General features: G+C 66.9%; 14 protein-coding genes. 5 read left to right on the top strand and 9 right to left on the bottom strand.

Translation table 11 applies throughout. The annotated features are described in order from the left end of the window. Window positions 1–10: 10 nt before the first annotated feature. Complete coding sequence (locus tag LC060_RS01320) at window positions 11–1,930, bottom strand: NAD(P)-binding protein (protein ID WP_226632023.1); 1,920 nt, start codon at window positions 1,928–1,930, stop codon at window positions 11–13. Window positions 1,931–2,202: 272 nt separating this feature from the next. Between LC060_RS01320 and LC060_RS01325 the strand changes: the two genes are divergently transcribed. Both LC060_RS01325 and LC060_RS01330 read left to right on the top strand, forming a co-directional pair. Next, window positions 2,203–3,135, top strand: a complete 933-nt coding sequence (locus LC060_RS01325) for a LysR substrate-binding domain-containing protein (protein ID WP_226632024.1) — start codon at window positions 2,203–2,205, stop codon at window positions 3,133–3,135. 12 nt (window positions 3,136–3,147) lie between these two features. Continuing rightward, window positions 3,148–3,933: a response regulator transcription factor gene (locus LC060_RS01330; RefSeq protein WP_226632026.1), complete on the top strand. Its 786-nt coding sequence runs from the start codon at window positions 3,148–3,150 to the stop codon at window positions 3,931–3,933. A 6-nt stretch (window positions 3,934–3,939) separates the two neighbouring features. Here LC060_RS01330 and LC060_RS01335 read toward each other — a convergent pair whose 3' ends face one another. From LC060_RS01335 to LC060_RS01345, 3 genes are read right to left on the bottom strand one after another with little or no spacing between them, the layout of a single operon-like run. After that, the gene (locus tag LC060_RS01335) at window positions 3,940–5,352 is read right to left on the bottom strand and encodes a Dyp-type peroxidase (RefSeq protein ID WP_226632028.1); all 1,413 of its coding nucleotides are present in this window, start codon (window positions 5,350–5,352) and stop codon (window positions 3,940–3,942) included. Between the two features lie 4 nt (window positions 5,353–5,356). Beyond that, window positions 5,357–6,634, bottom strand: coding sequence for a hypothetical protein (locus LC060_RS01340; RefSeq protein ID WP_226632031.1), 1,278 nt, complete (start codon window positions 6,632–6,634; stop codon window positions 5,357–5,359). Between the two features lie 4 nt (window positions 6,635–6,638). Then, a complete protein-coding gene (locus tag LC060_RS01345) occupies window positions 6,639–7,070 on the bottom strand; it encodes a hypothetical protein (RefSeq protein WP_226632033.1) in 432 nt (143 codons plus the stop codon). 167 nt (window positions 7,071–7,237) lie between these two features. On the opposite strand from LC060_RS01345, the gene LC060_RS01350 reads away from it, so the two are divergent. Then, window positions 7,238–8,413: a hypothetical protein gene (locus LC060_RS01350; RefSeq protein ID WP_226632034.1), complete on the top strand. Its 1,176-nt coding sequence runs from the start codon at window positions 7,238–7,240 to the stop codon at window positions 8,411–8,413. A 7-nt stretch (window positions 8,414–8,420) separates the two neighbouring features. On the opposite strand, the gene LC060_RS01355 is transcribed toward LC060_RS01350, so the two are convergent. The 5 genes from LC060_RS01355 to LC060_RS01375 form a co-directional block, all read right to left on the bottom strand. Then, on the bottom strand, window positions 8,421–11,747 hold the full coding sequence (locus LC060_RS01355; protein WP_226632036.1) for a peroxidase family protein: 3,327 nt from the start codon (window positions 11,745–11,747) through the stop codon (window positions 8,421–8,423). A gap of 257 nt (window positions 11,748–12,004) precedes the next feature. Next, a complete protein-coding gene (locus LC060_RS01360; RefSeq protein WP_226632038.1) occupies window positions 12,005–12,472 on the bottom strand; it encodes a nuclear transport factor 2 family protein in 468 nt (155 codons plus the stop codon). A gap of 25 nt (window positions 12,473–12,497) precedes the next feature. Further along, complete coding sequence (locus LC060_RS01365; RefSeq protein WP_226632040.1) at window positions 12,498–13,202, bottom strand: hypothetical protein; 705 nt, start codon at window positions 13,200–13,202, stop codon at window positions 12,498–12,500. A 38-nt stretch (window positions 13,203–13,240) separates the two neighbouring features. After that, window positions 13,241–14,287, bottom strand: coding sequence for an LLM class flavin-dependent oxidoreductase (locus tag LC060_RS01370; RefSeq protein WP_226632042.1), 1,047 nt, complete (start codon window positions 14,285–14,287; stop codon window positions 13,241–13,243). Beyond that, entirely contained in the window at window positions 14,280–15,398 is a 1,119-nt protein-coding gene (locus tag LC060_RS01375) for an alkene reductase (protein WP_226632043.1), read from the bottom strand. The genes LC060_RS01370 and LC060_RS01375 overlap by 8 nt, the downstream gene beginning before the upstream one ends. Before the next feature lie 118 nt (window positions 15,399–15,516). On the opposite strand from LC060_RS01375, the gene LC060_RS01380 reads away from it, so the two are divergent. Both LC060_RS01380 and LC060_RS01385 read left to right on the top strand, forming a co-directional pair. Then, the gene (locus LC060_RS01380) at window positions 15,517–16,455 is read left to right on the top strand and encodes a LysR family transcriptional regulator (protein WP_226632044.1); all 939 of its coding nucleotides are present in this window, start codon (window positions 15,517–15,519) and stop codon (window positions 16,453–16,455) included. 103 nt (window positions 16,456–16,558) lie between these two features. Then, a complete protein-coding gene (locus LC060_RS01385; RefSeq protein WP_226632046.1) occupies window positions 16,559–17,566 on the top strand; it encodes a zinc-dependent alcohol dehydrogenase family protein in 1,008 nt (335 codons plus the stop codon). The last annotated feature ends 47 nt before the right edge of the window (window positions 17,567–17,613 follow it).

Raw genomic sequence — 17,613 nt, forward strand, 5'->3', positions numbered from 1 at the left:
CGCGAAAGGGTCAGGTCAGCCCGCGGCTCACCAGAACCTCGCCAATGGCGCGCTCGGCCTGGTCGATTGCGACATTGGTGTAGGCCGCCGCGCCTGCATCGGCGTTGGCAATCGCGATGCGCCCGAAGGGACGGCGCCCCACGACGTGCGGGCGCTCGGCTTCGGGCACGTCGGGATCGGCCAGGGTGTCGTAGGTATAGGCATAGCCGTGGGGCCAGCGGTTGACCGTGACCGCCAGGATGTCCTGCGCGGCGTCGAACCCGGCGCTGCCCAGCATGCGCTGCAACTGACGGCGCACTTCCAGCTCGCTGGTCTCAAACGGCGTGGCAAGCATGTCGTGACGCCCGGCGCGGTGCTGTTCCTTGCGCGGCAGGCCGGGCTGGTTGGGATTGCGGATCATCGTCACGATGGCGGGCTGGTCGGGCCGGGTGGCGCTGGCATAGCCGCCGATGGCCATGGGGTAATCCAACCCGACCCGCGTGTGATAGCCGTTCGGCACCATCAGGCTGCGCACGCCCAGCTTGCGCCAGGGCTCCCAGTTGCGCACCAGCACGTTGGTGTACTGCATCGGCACCTTCGAGGCTTCGCCCAGCGCCGCCTTCTGCGCGTCCGGTAGTTCGGGCACGAGATGGGGGATGATGTTGTTGAAGCAGGCCAGCACCACGTTTGCGGCGGTGACCGAGGCGGCTTGGCCGTCCTTCATGTAGACCACGCGCACGGCTTTTTCGGTTGCGGCGGTGACCGTGCCGATGTGCGCGACATGGACGGCCGTGCTGCCCAGGCGTAGGCGCGTGGGGGCGCCGGGGCGGTCGAGCTGGCTGTAGTCCGCACGCGCGGTGACGATGCTCTCCTGGTCGTGGACCCCGGGAAGGGCTCCGGGCACCAGCCGGTTGACGAGCAGGCGCGCGATCGAGGCGTTGCCGTCGGGAAAGTGGAACTCGTCGCAGTGCATGCGGATCTGGCCAGCGATCTCCATGCCATCGAAGATCGGCAGGTGCGCGACCTCGTAGGCGGGGCAGGTGTCCACGCGCTTGTTGTTGCGAAAGCCCATCCCGGCAAAGAAGGGCAGCGCCTCGCGCTTCATGGCCGCGGGTCCGAGCAGGAAGTCCTGAAGGCTGATGCGCTTGAGCGCCTCGGCCTTGGCGAGGGGATCGAGATGGGGCAGGTAGTCCGTCTTCGCGGTGTAGAGCCGGGTCAGCTCGGCGCGGATGTCGGCGCGGATCGGCGCGCGCGCGAAGAAGTCTTCCCAGGCAAGCGCGCCGTAGCCCGGCGCAACCGCGTCGCGCCCGAAGCTTTCCTTGTCGAAGAAGACGCCGCCCGACAGGCCCTTGTAGGTGTCCTCGCGGCGGTAGTGTTCCCAGGTCCTGGGCTCGATCCCCAGTTCGGCCAGCAGCGCCTTGGCGGTGTAGCTGTAGGGAAACGGGCTCTCGATGTTCATCGTCCCGCCAAAGGCGAGGATGGTGCGCCCCTCGTGGTGGAACTCGTTGCGCTTGGCGTGGCCGCCGAAGTCGTCATGGTTGTCGAGGACGAGGATGCGCATGTCCCGGCCCAGCGCCTTGCGGTAGAACCAGGCCGAGGACAGGCCCGAGATGCCCCCGCCCACGACGACGAGATCATAGTGTTCACCGATATCGCGCGCGGCCATGTCCGCGCTCAAGTCCGCGCCCAAGTCCCCGTCGCGCACGGCATGGGCGCTCTCGAAGGAGCCGGGATACTGGCCGCGAAGGCCGCTGCGCACGGGCGGATAGGTGGAGGCATCGGGGGCAGGTGCCGGGCGTGCACTTCCTGCGGGGAGGGGCTCGCTGGCCCGCGCCAGCGGCGACAGCGCGCCAAGCCCTGCACCGCCCGCGGCCACGCCGCCGATGAAGCTACGCCGGGCAATCGGCCGGTTCATGCCCAGCCGTTCGTGTTCGCTTTCGTCCATCGCCATTCCCCGTTTCCCCCGCGCGTCCTGCACCGCGATTGCGCAATAGTGCACAGGTTTCGCGAATAAATAAGTTCGAATGTATTGAGGCGCATAGAATTCTTGTCAGCAAGTTGCCTTGAATGCATGATGCGGTGCGCAGGGGCCACCAGTTCAGCTTGCGAATTTTCGAAATGCGGCGCCTTGCCTGGGCAGAGGATGCCTTCTTGAAGGGCTTGATACCTGCCTGCGGTCTTCGACCGACACGCGGGGCACACAAGAATTTGAGAGAGGTAGTCGTGACCGATACGAGCCTGTACCCGCCGCTGGCCGCCTTGCGCGCCTTCGAAGCCGTCGGACGCCTGGGCGGTATTCGCCGGGCCGCCCGCGAGCTGATGATCGACCATGCCGTGGTGAGCCGCCATATCCGCTCGCTCGAGGGCTGGGTCGGCGCGCCGCTGGTGCTGCGCTACGGCAACGACCGGCGGCTGACCGACCAGGGCGAAGTCTACCACGGCGAGGTCGCCAAGGCGCTCTCGATCATCGCCCGCTCGACCGGATCGCTGCTGGGCGAAGGCACCGACAACACGTTGCGCGTCTGGTGCATCCCGGGCTTCGCCTCGCTCTGGCTGGCCGAACGCCTGGGGGACTTCCTGGAGGAGAACCCAGACCTCGACGTCGATTTCCGTCCCGCCGACGTGGGGCCGGATTTCCGCAGCAAGGACGTGGACTGCGACGTGCGCTACGTGCGGTCCTGGGAGGAGGAGAAGATCCCGCGCGAGGTGCGCCGCCTCGACATCGCCCGCCCCGAGGTCTTCCCCGTAGCCAGCCCCGCGTTTCTGGCCAGCGTCGCCCCGATCCGGGAGGCCGGGGATTTCCTGGACCTGCCGCTCCTTCACGAGGAGGACGGGGCCGAGTGGCATCACTGGCTGCTCGCCCAGGGGATCACGCCGCCCGAGCGTTTGAGCGGTCCGCGCCTGTGGCACGCGCACCTCACCATCGACGCGGCCTGCCGGGGCAAGGGCATTGCTCTCGTCAACACCATGCTGCTGCACGATGAACTGGCGACCGGACGGCTGGTCCGGGTCATGCCTGCGCAGACCCCGTTCCAGCCGGTCAGCTTCGGCAGCTACGCGCTGCTCTCACGCGATGACCGCTGGACCTCGCCCAACATCCTGCGGTTCCGCCGCTGGATCCGCAAGGTCGTGGACGATCAGCCGGTCACGGCCTGACAGGTGTCGGCCATGTCGCCCCATCTCGCCGCGTTCCTGACCTCCATGCTGCCCCGCCGTGGCAAGGTGGGCGTGCAGGATACCGCAGGCCGGGACGCGGCCATTGGCTCGTTCTACCGCTACCTCGATGCGGTGGGGGTCGCGCATTGCAACTTCGGCGGCTTCCGGAGGAGCAGGGACGGCGGGGCCTATGCGGGGACCTTCAGCGGGTCCCGCCTCCCGCTTCCCTTCCAGGAGGAGTTCACCGAGGAACTCGCCGGTGAGGATTATGTCATGCGCAAGTCCGCGCAGCTCACCACGCGCGCGCCGGTGGCCCGCTTTTCCATTGGCCTTCCTGCCCTTGACGAGGTCGCGGCCTTCAATCCCGCTTCGGTGCCGGTGCAGCAGGAGTGCGCGCGCCACGGCATCGTCGAGGGCATGGCGCTGATCGGTGATACATCGGGCGCAGGGCCGCTCCATCGGGGGCGCTTCTTCGGCTTCGTCTTTGCCGGAGAGCGGGGTTCAGGTGGCCACATCACGGCGTTGATGCCGGAACTGGAACTGGCCGCCTTTGCCCTGCTCGACCGGATCGCGCCGGTGCTGGAGGCGCAGATCGACGGCTTTTCCCAGAAGTTGACCCCGCGCGAGCAGGATGTGCTGAGCTGGCTGGCCGAAGGTCTGCAGCGCCAGGAAATCGCCCATCGCCTCGGGATCGCGGTGCCGACCGTCGATCTGCATGCGGCCAATCTCAAGCGCAAGCTGGATGCACTCACCCTCGCCGAAGCGGCGGCAAAGGGCGCCCGTTACGGCCTCGTCTAGACCGGCTTATCGCGCGGTGATCGAGGCCAGGCCTTCGATGCCCGGCAGGAAAAAGTAGGCCCCGCCGCGCACCGTGACGAAACGGTCCATCCCCTGCGCGATATGGGGTATGCCCTCGGCATCGTGATAGCGAAACAGGTCGGTGCGCCGGTCGTCGGGAAATGGGCAGCGATCGCCGATCAGTGGGTCGCCCTCCTGCGAAAGGCCGCCAAAGGTCGGGCTGATGAGCCAAGCCCCCTGCACGAATTCGAATTGCCGCGCGAGGCTGGCGTTGAGGCACAGGAAGTGCAGCCCGGCCTCTGTCTCGGGTTGACCCGGGCGCATGGCCTGCTCGGGCGTCATGGACGCGCCATAGGGGCGGCCCCGGCGCAGTAGGCGGTGGAAGCGTGCGCTGGCGACCGCATCGCCCGCCGCGTTTCCCAGCAGCCCTGCGGTCGAAAGCAGGTTGCCCAGGATACCCAGAGGGCCCAGGGGATCATCCCCTACGCGGGGATTGGCGCGGCGGATGTGAGCACCCAGCGGACACAGGAGCCCCAGCGGATCGCTCTGGAAATCGAAGTCTTCCAGTCCGCGCCCGTGTACCAGTCCGGGGAGGGGCGCGCCGTCGATACAGCGTCCAACCATCCGTTCGGCCAGTTCCTGCGCCCCGTCGGGCCCCGCGGCCGCGCGCAGGCAGCCCCAGAAGCCGGTGACGTCCTGCGCGAGCTGGCGATAGACAAGGTAGCTGCCATTGCGCTGGACCAGCGGCCCTGTCGTATCACCCGCGATTGCGCCATATTCGTTGCGATGCCCCAGCAGCACTTCGCCCGCCGCGATGTGGGGGCGGTACGCGCGATCGGCGCGGGCGCTCGGCCGGTGCTTGGCGTCCCAGTCGATCTCCGGTTGCGAGAGGCCATCGGCAAAGCCGAAAGGCTCGCGTGCTGGGCCTGTCTCTTCGGGCCCGGGATTGCTGGCCAGGGTGGTCACGAGGAGAAATCCGTTGGCGCGCGCGTCGCGCTCGACGTGGCTTGCCCAGTCTGCGATCCGGTTCGGCCCGGCTAGCAGGAGGAGAAGCACATGGGGCTCGCGCGCGCCTGTACCCCATGCCCAATGTGCGGGCGCACTTTCACCGACATCGCCAAGCCGGTGCGAGCGGCGCGCATCGCTGGCCATCCCGTCGAGGAATTCCGGGGCCATGTTCTCAAGTTCGGCCGCCGTAAAGCCCAGCGCGCGTAGACCTGTACGGGTGAAGGCGACCTGCAGGACAGTCTCCAGTGCGCGGCCCCCTCCGACTTCGCTGGCCCGTGTCGGGACGAGCCCGCGCAACCAGGCTTTGGCCCGCGCGGCATCGACGATCCGCACAAGGATGTAGCGCGCGCTGCCGAGCGATCCGAACCCGGACCGCACCAGCGCCTGCACATCGTCCCTGTCCACCGCCATCGCGTCAGATCTCGGCCACGAAGCGGGCCAGTTCCGCGCCTGTCGGACGCCGCTCGTACGTCGCGCGCAGCCGGGCGTTGCGCGCCATGTCGTAAGTCGTGAGGCCGCGGAAAGGGTTGTACCAGAGCTGCGTCGGGATCTGGTGGTGGAAGAGGTACCACTTGAAGTCGCGCTCGTGCCGGGCGCCGCCGCGCACGAGCCAGTCGGTGCGGGGATAGCCCAGGCCATTCGAGAACGAGAGGTTCAGCCCGAAAGCGACCTTGTTGATGAAGTCGTCGTTGTAGGCCTCGCGGCTGCCGTCGTAATTGCTGGCAAAGAACACGCGGCGCTTGTCGTCGAGGAAGGTCCAGCTGGCAAAATGGATGGTGTTCACGCGCGCGAGGCGTCCGCTGCGATAGATATGGCGCGCGCCCCAGTCGATGATCCACAGGATGACAATGGCCAGCCAGCGGCGAAAGCGTCCGGGCTTGAGACTGCCGATGGCGCTGTAGGGGTTGGTGACATCGTGGTCTTCGAGCGAGGAAAGCATTGCGTTGCGCGTGCGCGAGGGGCGCGGTGCGATCACCCGGTCCCGCGTCTCGCGCCGCCGCAGCATCACGATCAGGACGGGAAGTGCGGGCAGCAGCACGGGCAGGCTCAGCAGGGCCAGCACGGGAAGGGAGAGGAGGTGGATAAGGTTGCCCAGCCGCTCGGCCAGCGCAGGGCGCACCGGGGGGGAGAGGGGCAGATCCTGGGCCGCCGCGCGCAAAAGCGGCCAGAGCTCTTCGGGAGACGTGTCCGGATGGGCCAGGCGCACCGCGAGCCAGGCCTCGTGCAGGCGCGCTTCCTCGCGCACCTGACGCGCGCTGCGCCCGGGCCAGTTGACGTAGTTCGCGGCCGACCTCACCCGGTGGCGATCCATCCATGCCGCGATGTTCGTGCCGGTGACCGTGGCATCGCAATGGATGAAGACCCGCACGAGGCCCTCGCGGGCCGTGCGCAGCAGCCGGTGCAGTATGTCCTCGGGCGACCCGTCGCCATCAACCATCAGCATGAGCCGGGTCGGCTCGTAGGCCGGAAGCCGGGGGTAGGCCGCGCGGTCGGGAAGTGAGGGGTCCTCCAGGAGGACGAAGCGCAGGAAATGGACCCCCTCGATCTGGCCGAAAGGAATGATCGGGTTGTCCGGATCGGCCTGCCCGGGGGCTTCCGGCGCGCGGGTCATCGTGCGCAGCAGGGCCTCCAGCTCCGGGATCGCGTGATCGCGTACGGTGGCGGCCACGGCTAGGAGCGACTGGCGCGCCACGGGCCTAGACCTCGAGCGCGAAGTGGATCAGCGCCTTGTCGCCCCAGTAGACCTTGCCGAGGAAGAGGCCGGGCGCGACCAGACGGATTTCGTCACGCACGCGCGCGGCCACCAGCGAGGTTTCCGAATAGTCGATGACGATGCAGTCCTTCTGGTCCATCCAGCTTTGCCCGTAATAGACCTTGGCGACGATGGCCTTAATCCCGAAGGGCAGGATGTAGTTGCGCAGGAAGCCGTGCTCGGCATCGAAGACCTTGCCCTGCCAGGCGAAGAGTTCGACCAGTTTCGCAACCTCGTCGCTGTAGGATGTCCCGGCCGCGATGATGGCCGTGCCCTTGGTCTCGCCATCGGGGATGTCGCCGCGCGGGGCCGCTGCGAACAGCGCGTCGAGTTCCTCGCCGGTCTTGGTGAGCAGGTCCGCGACAGTCACGGTCATGATCTTGCCTCCCCAAAGCGCAAGTCGTTCCCGGATATGTGATCCCCGCCAAAGAGCACTGGAGGTCTCTACGGGCCGACTCGACATGGTTGTGTGATGACAAAAGTGCCACGTTTCTCTAATGTGTACAATTGATCATGCCCGGTCATGGTTCAGGGAGGGCTGTCGTGACTTTGCGCTGGCTGCACAATTTCCTGGAATATTCGCTCCGTGCCGAGCGGCGGATCGATCCGTGGCTACGTCCTGCGCTTGATGGTTTGCTGCAGCGGCCAGGCACGGCCCTGGTCCAGAAGCTCACGTTGCTGTGGTACCGGGGCGATGATCTGGCGTTGGCGCAAGAGCGTGTAGGCCCCGATGAAGAGCGCCTGCTCGAGCAGGTCATCACGCACATGCGCCAGCACATGGCGCAGGATTTTGCGCCCAGGGAGATGGAGCGCGGCGGCAACACCAAGACACATGGCGTGGTGCGCGGCGAACTGGTGGTGCATGCCGATCTGCCCGAGCCCTTGCGAAAGGGGATTTTTGCTGCTGAGCGCAGTTACCCGGCCTGGGTGCGGCTGGGTGGACCAGGCCCGCACACCCCGCCCGATATCGATGATGTCGGCGTGCTGAGCATCGGCGTGAAGCTGATGGACGTACCCGGCCCCAAGCTGATGGAGGACGAGCGCTTCACGCAGGACCTCACCGGGATCAGCTGCCCGACCTTCACCACGCCTACGCTGCGCGAGAACGTCTGCCTGCAGTACTGGAGCCTGCGCGAGTTGCCCCTGTGGTACTTCCTGGGGCCGCGTCCCCACGTGTTCGACCTTCTGATGCAGGGGCTCTGGAGCCGGACGCAGGGCAATCCGCTGGGCACGGCCTACTACAGCTGCGTGCCCTATTTTCTGGGGGAGGGGAGAGCGATGCAGTACGCCTTCGTGCCCCAAGGCAAGGTCGACATGAAAGTCGAGGGCCTGCCACGTCGCCCCTCGGACCACTATCTGCGCGAGAACATGGCCCGCACCCTGGCGCGCCAGGATGTCGCCTTCACCATGACCGTACAGGTGCAGACCGACGCGCGCCGCATGCCGATCGAACACGCAGGCATCCTGTGGCCGGAGAAACTCTCCCCCCGGGTGCCGGTGGCCACCTTGCGTATTCCCCGGCAGGTCTTCGATACACCGGCGCAAATGGCCTTTGCGCGCAACCTTTCCTACAACCCCTGGCATTGCATCGCCGCGCACCGTCCGCTCGGCAACCTCAACCGCGCGCGGCGCCGGATCTATTCCGAACTGGCGCGTTTCCGGCAGGCCAACAACGCGGTCGCGCACATCGAACCTACGGGGGACGAGCGCTTCGATTGATCCGGCGCTAGGTGCGCTCCAGCTTCTCGAACATCGCCGGGATCAGCGTGTTGCGGTAGAGCCCCTCGAAGTCTTCGGGCGTGATCGCCTGCGCGCGCCCTGCGCGTTCGAGCAGGCGGAAGTAGGAGCCCCACTGCTTGCGGGTCAGGCTGTCGAGGGCGCCTTTCGCCTTGAGCATCGCCATGAAGTCCTCTTCGGGTATCGCGCCCGTCTCACTCGGCCCGGCCATCGCGCGCAGATCGGCAAGGTATTGAGCCAGCCGGGCCTCGTCGATCATGCCCTGGGCATCGAAGATCCCGGTACGCTGCGCGGGCCGTCGCCGGGCCATGGCGTCCATCGGGATGCCGCGCCCGGTCACGAAATTCCAGAGGCCGCCGAACGTGAAGATCGAGCCGAGGGTGAGGAACAGGGCCCGCGCGCCGCTCTTCTCGAGCGTGCGCCAGCCGTGCAGGTTCTGCGAAAAGCCGATGGTTGGGCTCCTCCCGGCAAGGTTGAAGGGAACGAGGTGCTTTTCCAGATCGGTCAGGCGCGCCTGCACGCCGCGCCCTTCAGCATCGCCCTTGTAGCGCTTGAGCGTGTCGACTTCGTCCTGGCTAAGCCGCCAACCGCTCACGAAGCCGGGATGTCCGGGCGCTTCGAAGCCCGGCCAGGGATACCGCGCTGTATCCCGGATCGCCTTTGCGGCTGCGAGCAGTTCGCGCCGCGTGACGCCGGGCGGGTCCTCGAACAGGACATCGCGGCCATGGACGCGGCCCTCGCCTTCGAAATCGGCCAGCACCTGATTGTCGGTGAGATCGACGACATAGGTCTCTTCGCCGTGCTCGATCCGCAGCATGTCGTTGGGGACGCCCGCGTGGAAATGCGCGTCCTTCCAGGCATCGCCGAGGCCAAAGTCGTGCATGTTCTGTTCGCCCCAGACAATGATGCCGGTGCTTTCGAGGGGGTGTTCCTCAGGATTGTCGCGCGGGTTCGTGCCTGCATATTCGTAGCTGTTCACCGTCTCGCGGTTTAGCAGCCAGTCGCGCAGCTCGGGGCAGTGGAGGTAGAGCAGCTTCTCCTTGTCGATCGCCTCGACAAGGTTGATCGCGGTCCAGCCGACCTCGTCGGGGCGCCATTTCTCGGTGAGGTAGGGGTTCTTGCGGATGCGGCTGGTCGCCTCCTGCACGAAGGTCTGAAACCCCTCGTTGGTAATGGCAAGGCCCTCGGGTCGGTGTTCGTTGAGCGTGAGCCCGATCACCGCGTCGAGCGTCGTGATCCCATCGGGATAGAGCGCTTTCAAGGTGGCGATGGTGGCCTGCGATTGCGGACTTTCGGGATCGAGGAAAAGGTGCTCCCAGGTTTCGCTCGGCGGGATGTTGTGGGCCTTCTGGTAGTCGGTCCAGGAGGGGGTGCCGCGCCGCCGATCCTTGCGGATCTCCTGTTCGAGCATGTTCATCACACCCTCTTCGCTGGCCATGTCGCGGAAGAAGTCCGCGGTGTTGCCGGCAACAGGCGCGCCCAGCCTCGTGTGCATCATGTAGTAGTAGACCGCACCCAGGCCTTCGCGGCGCAGGAACTCGTGCCCGTCAAGCTCGCGCAGCTCCTTCATGTTGACGCGGCGCGTGTCCGCATCGGGCTTGGCCCCGATGGGCGGGCAGTGGAGCTGGTCGACCCAGATCTGGTGGCCGAAGCGATAGGCCTTGCTGAAGAAGTTGCCCTTGATCTCGGGCTTGTCCTTGTCGACCTTGCCCGCCGCGATGCCGTGCGCGATGGGGTCGGTGCCCTGTTCAGGGCGGTAGATCTTCTTGTCGAAGTGCGGAAGCTTGCGCTCGGCGCGGCCGAACAGGTTGGCGTTGAGGCCGTTCACCACCGCCTCGTTGGCAAACAGCGTGTGCGTCCAGGTGCCGGTGTGGATCTTGGCGTAGGTCATCGTCACCACGCGCCGCGCGATCTGGAAGATCTGGTTGTCCGACCAGTCCGGGTAGCGCTCCTTCAGGATATCGGCGACCCAGTTGTGGTGGCGCGCATAGAGCGTGTGCTCGGCTTCGAGCGGGGCGGTCATGTTGCGCCCGAACCCGGTCAGGATCTGGCGGCGCGCGCGCCCGTTCTCGCCGGCCGCGACCTCACGGGTGGGAAGGAAAAGCCCCCCGTTCCCGGCCGCGTCCATGCCCTCGAGGTAGATCTTGCCACCGGGCACCTTGCCGCCGTCCGGAAACGAGCGGATCGCGGCCAGTGTCTCGATGTCGCTGCCGTAGATGTGGCTCATGTCCCACCACACGGTGGTGCCGTGCATGCCCTCGCCATCGGGGCGCAGGACATTGGGCGCATCGGCCCGGCTCCAGTTATGGGTCACCCCCAGCGCGGCCAGTTCGCTGTCGGGATCGATGGGAATGGCGTGCTTGCGCTGGTTGTCCGGCGCGGTCTGGGCCACATCGTGGACAAGCTGCTGGAGGTGGGCGGCGGCATGAAAGCTGGCGGTCATGGCCTCGTGCGTCGTGCCATTGCGGTAGCCGAAGGCCCTGGCCACGGCGGCCTCACTGGGCAGGTTGGCGTCGTGCGAACGGTCCTGGGGGCGGTAGTTCTCGGGCATGCCATGGTCGACGAAGGACTGGCCGACCCGCCCCTCGCCGGGGCCGAACTGGTCCGAGACATGGGCGCCGTCGGGGCTGAAGCCGGAATTTGCCCACTTGGGCAGGTCCTTGCGCCGTGCAAGCTGCCCGACGATATCGTGATGCTCGCCATCGGGATCGCGCTCGCGCCTGGCCATCCAGGTGCGCGCAGCCCCCAGCGCGGCGAGGCGGAAGATGCTGAGGCGGCGCTGGGTCCAGCGCCCTGCATTGCCGGGGGTAGCCCCGCTGTTGGCCAGTTCGCCAATCGGCCCGAGCGCGAGGGAGACCAGCGAATCCTTGAAGTTGCGCAGCTTGTCGCGCACCGATTGGGGCGGGATGTAGTCGCCCGGTCGCTGGAAGTCGGTGCACAGGACCCAGCTTGCGGGATTGTCGCGATAGGTGTCTTCGGGGTCGGTGCGCAGGTAGCTTTCGCTCAGCGTGTTTGGCCGCAGGATCCCGGCGCCGCTGCGTTCATCGATGCGGTTGGTCTCGACCTGCGCGCGCCAGGATGCGGCGAAGCGATGCTCCGGGGCAAGGTCTATCGCCTTTAGCAACCAGTCCGCCGCCTGGCCAAATTCCCCGGTGTTGCGCAGCGCGTGGGCGGCCAGCGCGCAGTCTTCGGCCGACAACGTGCCGTCTGTGTCCCGGGCGCGGTAGATCGCGATGGCGCGCGCGAAATTTCCGGCGTTGATGTGTGCGAGCGGATCGTCCGACACCATCTCGGGGGTCTGGTCGTGGCGGGCCATGAAGGGGCATCCGCCGCTTTGCCTGGCTGCATCTGGCATCGCGAAATATCTCCCAAGGCAGTTCTAACTATAACTACTCGATGGATATTTTTGCGGCCCGGCCGTTTTCTTTGCAGTGTAGCACATTTTGGGCGCTCGTGCGCGCCGCTTTCGTGGGGACAGGGCTTGCGCCGTGTTCAGAAGAGAAAGCCGATACCGGTCTCGGCCTCGTCGGGAGGGGGGAGGCGCGGGGTCGAGATCCGGTATCGGGGCGGAGTTTACGCCGGGCCGTTGCTCTCTTCGAGAGCTTCGAGTGTCGGCCAGACGACTTCCAATTGGCTGCGGGTAATGCGCCAGGCGCCGTCGATGCGCCGGTATTCATCGGCGTAGAGGCCCAGCAGCAGGAGGGGATTGGGATCGGCCTTGGAGGCGGTCTCGAAATCGACCAGATAGCAGGTTCCCTGTGCCGTGTCGGGGCCGGTCAGTTCGATCAGGTGGTTGGCGATGGGATGCAGGAAGGGGTAGTGGCCCCGCCCGTCGCGGTCGAACAGGGCGTAGGCCTCTTTCAGTCCGGCCTTGATCGCATCCAGCCCTTCCATCCGGCCGACCGTCACCTCGACGACGGCGTCGGCGGCGAACACCGTGTCGAGTTCGTCGATACGGTTGCCGTCGAGAAGGTGGGAGTAGCGGATGCGTAGGTCGCGGATCTCGTCCTTGTCGAGCAGCGCCTGGATCTTGTCGTGCATGGTTTCGTGGACCTTCCGGTGGGGCTCAGGTGGCCCTGAGAGGCTGGATTGTCGGGAGAGGGGCGCGCACATCGTCGCACACGGCGAGGCGCAGTGATGTTGGCGTGGACGGGGTGCCGCCGATCCAGGAGGCCAGAGCCTCGTAGGAGCAACTGCCGTCCGGGGCGTTCGTCAGGACGGACAGGGCCTGGACGTTGTTCCCCATGGCCGACCGCAGGGCCTGCCCGTTTGCATCATCAGCCTCGCCAAGGCCGCCCAGTTCGGCGTGAAGACGCGCGAGCACGCGGTTGCTGGCCCAGGACGACTCGAAGACGGGCCGGGTGCTGGGCAGGGTCGGTGTCTTGTCGAGAGCCAGGAACCGGGGCTCGCGATCAAACGCGATCTGCGTTTCGTAGCTGATGATCGAGCCGCGCACCGCGCCCTCCGCGCCCGGCGCCTGGTAGGCGACGAGAAACGCGAGGCGTCCACTATCCGGGCCAAGGTCCTCGTAGACCGAGTGGAGGATATGGTGCGAGCTGACTTCGTCCGGAACCGCGGCAAACCACGCGCGCAGGGTCTCGTGATCCTGTGCGAAGAGGCGCTGCCCGCGGTGGCCCGACAGGCGCACGTGCGGATGAAAGATCGCAAGATGCGCTGCCATGTCGCCTCCGGGCGCCTCGAAAAAGGCAAACCACCGGTGGGCGAGGGAGAGGGCGATGTGATGGCGCTGGGACGTGGGGATGGCGTTCATGTCGGCCTCCTTCATCGGATGAATGCGTTGAGCGCCCCTTACGCCCGCAGCGCGGCGCTCAACGCCTTTACGGCGTTGGTGCGCGCGGCCTCCCCCGGCATCATCAGGTTGATCATCACTTCGTTGGTGCCATAGGCCTCGCCAAGGGCACGCAGCTGGGTGAGGACCTGCGCGGCCGTGCCCGAGATCAGTCGGCCTTCATTGCCCGCGCGCGTCGCAAGCTGCTGCTGCGTCCAGACGTGGGCCGCACTCGTCTCCAGCGAGGGCACGCGGTCGAACTGCGTGTGGCTCTCGGCGTGGGTGAGCCACAGGTGGAATGCATCGGCATACGCGGCGGCCTCCTCCTCGGTATCGCCTACGGCCACGAAGACCGCCACGATGACCTGCGGACGCTGGGCAAAGTGGGAGGGACGGAAGGCTTCGCGATAGACCCTGCTGGCATCTGCCCCCCGGCGCGTGGGATTGATGAAGTGCGCGAAGGTGAAGCCAAGGCCCGCCTCGGCCGCGATCTGTGCGGTCGATCCCGAGGCCCCCAGCACGAAAGGCTGGGGCGGGGCCTGCGTTTCGGGCCGGGCCTTCATCCCCGAATAGCGCGATCCGGCCGGATGCGAACCCGTCACGAAGCCGAGCAGGTCGGACACCTTCTGCGGGTAGGGTAGCGGGCGCGCCTTCTCATCGTTGAGCGCGCCGCTGATACGCTGGTCCCCGCCCGGCGCGCGGCCGAAGCCCAGATCGATGCGGCCGGGGAACAGCGCTTCGAGAAGCTGGTAGTTCTCCGCGATCTTGAGGCTGGAGTAGTTCGGCAGAAGCACCCCGCCCGAGCCGACGCGGATGCGCGAGGTGCCCGAGGCGACATGCGACATCAGGATCTCGGGCGAGTTGCTGGCCGTCGCCGAGATGCCGTGATGCTCGGACACCCAGTAGCGGTGAAAGCCTTCCTGTTCGGCCAGCTGGGCAAGGCGCAGCGAGGCGCCGAAGGCATCTGTGGGGCTCTGGCCTTCATCGACCGGCGCATAGTCTAGCAGGCTGAGGTGCAGCGGCGCTGTGTCGCGGTCGTTCTCGTGAGGGGTGTCAGGTTCAGCCATTCTGGGCGGCCTCCTCTTCGGTCCAGGTGGGGTAATCGGTGTAGCCACGTGCGCCGAGGTCCCCGTACCAGGTGGCGCGGTCGGCGGGCTTGATCGGGTGGCCTGCGCGCATGCGCTCGACCAGGTCGGGGTTGGCGATGAACGGGCGGCCAAAGGCGACAAGGTCAAGCTCGCCCGACTGCAGTGCGGCCTCGGCGCTGTCCTTCTCGAAGCCGCCCGCCGCGATCAGCGTGCCGGTATAGGTGGTGCGGAAATCGCGCGCGAAGGTCTCGGGCATCTTCTCCGCGCCGATCGTCAGCTGGTCGCTGAGGTGCACATAGGCGAGACTGCGCTTTTCAAATTCGCTCGCCAGCGTGACCCAGGTCTCGGCCTCATCGGCGTAGGGTTCCATGCCGAAGAGGCGGCCGAACGGGGAGACGCGCACGCCCACGCGGTTGCTGCCGATCTCCGCGCTGATCGCATCGAGCGTCTCGAGCATGAAGCGTAGGCGGTTTTCGATCGAGCCGCCGTAGCGGTCCTCACGCTGGTTGAGCGCGCCGTTGACGAACTGCTCGAAGAGATAGCCGTTGGCGCCGTGCAGCTCGACCCCATCGAAACCGGCGTCGATGGCGGTGCGCGCGGCGCGCACGAAGTCCCGCGTGATGCGAGCGACTTCCTCGGTTTCCAGCGCGCGCGGCGGGCTTGCCGCCAGGCTCTTGGCAACGCCGTCCTCGTCGCGCCCGAAGGCCCAGACATTTTCACCCACGGTGGCCGAGGACGAGACAGGCGATTGCCCCTCGCCCAGGATCGAGGTGTGCGAGACCCGGCCAACGTGCCAGAGCTGGGCAAACATGCGCCCGCCCTTTGCGTGGACGGCGTCGGTCACGCGGCGCCAGCCTGCGGCCTGCTCGGCCGTGTAGAGGCCGGGGTTGAAGAGGTATCCGCAGCCTTCCAGCGACACAGGCGCGCCTTCGCTGATGATGAGGCCCGCGCCCGCGCGCTGGCTGTAGTATTCCACGGTCAGGTCGTTCGGCACGGTGTCGAGCGCCCGGGCCCGGGTCATCGGCGCCATGACGACACGGTTGCGCAGCGTGAGGCCGGAGAGGTCGAAGGGCTCGAAAAGCTTGGTCATGGGTATCCTGAAAAGTGCGGCGGGAGAGGAAGGGGCGAAGCGTTGCGCTCTACCTAGAGTGGAATTCTTGGAGGATAATCCCCTTGCTATTCCATTCACTCGATCCCACAGTTCCGGAATGGATGTGCAGGATCGCTTTGCCGGATTGACCGAGTTCGTCACGACTGTCCGCCTCGGAAGCTTTGCGGCGGCCGCGCGCGAACTGGGCGTCACCGGCTCGGCCGTGGGCAAGAGCGTCACCCGGCTGGAGGCGCGACTGGGAACCAAGCTCCTGCACCGCACGACGCGGCGACTGACCCTGACGGGGGAAGGGCAGGTCTACCTCGAGGCGTGCCAGCGGATTCTCGACGATCTGGACGGGACCGAGCTGGCGATGGCCTCGGGCCGCGACACGCCGGTGGGTACGCTTCACCTCAATCTGCCGGCTGCCTTCGGGCGCAGGCACGTGATGCCGATCCTGCTGGAGCTAACGGCGCAGTACCGCCATCTCGACCTCTCGGTTATGTTCACCGAGCGCACGGCAAACGTCATCGAGGAGGGGATCGATCTGGCCGTGCGCATTGGCACGCTCGGCAACGATGCGGACCTGACCGCGCGGCGGCTGGGCACGCAGCGCCTGCTGATCTGCGCTTCGCCGGACTATCTGGCCCGCCATGGCGCGCCGATGCGCCCTGAGGAGCTGACGCAGCGCGATTGCATCATCGGCTGGCGCAGGGTTCCCCGCCCGGTCTGGCTCCTGAAGGACAAGGCCGGGGGCGAAGTGGTCCAGGAAGTGAAGGTCCGCCATGAATTCAGCGACGGCGAGGCCATTCTCGCCGCCGCGCTGGCAGGGGAAGGGCTGGCCCAACTGCCCGACTGGCTGATCGAGAAGGAACTTGCCGCTGGCGCGCTCGTGCCGGTGCTGGAGGAATGTGCAGGGGCCGAGATGCCGATCCACCTCGTCTGGCCCAGCTCACGCTATGAGCAGCCGCGCCTGCGCATCGTGATCAATGCCCTGGCCGCTGCGGCGCAGCTGCCCGGCTCGGGCTTTTCGCCGGGGCCCCGCCCGTGCGCCTGAGCGCCTGCGCCGCATCGAAGCGTGGGGGCACTCCATCGTGCCTGCATTGAAGCCGGGGCTGCGATACCTACCTGATCGGGCGAGCCAATGAGGAGTACGATCCATGCAAGCCATTCAAATCAAGGCGCCCGGTGGCCTCGACACGCTGGAATGCGTCGACCTTCCCGATCCCGGCCAGCCCGGCCCCGGAGAGATCCGCGTGCGCCTGCATGGCGGATCGCTGAATTACCATGACTACCTCGTCTGTTCCGGCGCGACGCCTGCCGAGGATGGGCGCATTCCTCTCGCCGATGGTGCGGGCATCGTCGAGGCGGTGGGCGAGGGCGTGGACGCATTCGCGCAAGGCGACCGCGTGGTCTCGTGCTTCTTTCCGGACTGGCAGGACGGGCCGCCCGCCGTGGGCGACTTTGCACGCGTCCCCGGAGACGGCATCGACGGGTTCGCACAGGAGCTGGTCGTGCGCCCCGCGACGGCTTTCACCCGGATGCCCGAAGGCCTCGATTTCGTGGAGGCCGCCACGATCACCACCGCAGGCCTCACCGCATGGCGCGCGCTGATCGTCGAAGGGGGCCTCAAGGCGGGCGACACGGTCCTGGTCATGGGCACGGGCGGCGTTTCCATCTGGGCCTTGCAGATTGCCAAGGCGATGGGGGCCCGGGTCGTGGCCACCTCCTCTTCCGATGCAAAGCTGGAAAAGCTGCGAGCGATGGGCGCGGACCACACGATCAACTACCGCAGTGAGCCGGAGTGGGGCGAGGCGGTCTTTGCCTGGACAGGCGGGCGCGGCGTTGACCATGTGGTCGAGGTCGGCGGCCCTGCCACGCTGGCGCAATCGCTCCAGGCGGTGCGCATCGGCGGCCACATCACCCTTATCGGCGTGCTGACCGGCATGGGCGGCGAGGTTCCGACCGGGCTCCTCATGGCCAAGCAGGTGCGGCTGCACGGCGTGATCGTCGGCTGCCGGCGCGAGCAGGTCGATTTCGTGCGCGCCATCGAGGTCATGGGGATCAAGCCCCATGTCGACCGTCGTTTCGCGCTCGCAGACCTCGCCGAGGCCTTCCGCTACGAGGAAAGCGGGGCCCACTTCGGGAAGATCGGCGTCAGTTGGTAGGCGCGCCCTTTCCCGTGCATCATCACGTCTGGCCGATCGGGCGCAAG

The organism is Novosphingobium profundi, assembly GCF_020524485.1.
Classification (GTDB): domain Bacteria; phylum Pseudomonadota; class Alphaproteobacteria; order Sphingomonadales; family Sphingomonadaceae; genus Novosphingobium; species Novosphingobium profundi_A.

Coding starts and splice junctions, on each gene's coding strand:
- LC060_RS01320 (WP_226632023.1), bottom strand. CDS start 1,930: ATGGCGATGGACGAAAGCGAACACGAACGGCTGGGCATGAACCGGCCG.
- LC060_RS01330 (WP_226632026.1), top strand. CDS start 3,148: ATGTCGCCCCATCTCGCCGCGTTCCTGACCTCCATGCTGCCCCGCCGT.
- LC060_RS01335 (WP_226632028.1), bottom strand. CDS start 5,352: ATGGCGGTGGACAGGGACGATGTGCAGGCGCTGGTGCGGTCCGGGTTC.
- LC060_RS01345 (WP_226632033.1), bottom strand. CDS start 7,070: ATGACCGTGACTGTCGCGGACCTGCTCACCAAGACCGGCGAGGAACTC.
- LC060_RS01355 (WP_226632036.1), bottom strand. CDS start 11,747: ATGGCCCGCCACGACCAGACCCCCGAGATGGTGTCGGACGATCCGCTC.
- LC060_RS01360 (WP_226632038.1), bottom strand. CDS start 12,472: ATGCACGACAAGATCCAGGCGCTGCTCGACAAGGACGAGATCCGCGAC.
- LC060_RS01365 (WP_226632040.1), bottom strand. CDS start 13,202: ATGAACGCCATCCCCACGTCCCAGCGCCATCACATCGCCCTCTCCCTC.
- LC060_RS01370 (WP_226632042.1), bottom strand. CDS start 14,287: ATGGCTGAACCTGACACCCCTCACGAGAACGACCGCGACACAGCGCCG.
- LC060_RS01375 (WP_226632043.1), bottom strand. CDS start 15,398: ATGACCAAGCTTTTCGAGCCCTTCGACCTCTCCGGCCTCACGCTGCGC.
- LC060_RS01380 (WP_226632044.1), top strand. CDS start 15,517: ATGGATGTGCAGGATCGCTTTGCCGGATTGACCGAGTTCGTCACGACT.
- LC060_RS01385 (WP_226632046.1), top strand. CDS start 16,559: ATGCAAGCCATTCAAATCAAGGCGCCCGGTGGCCTCGACACGCTGGAA.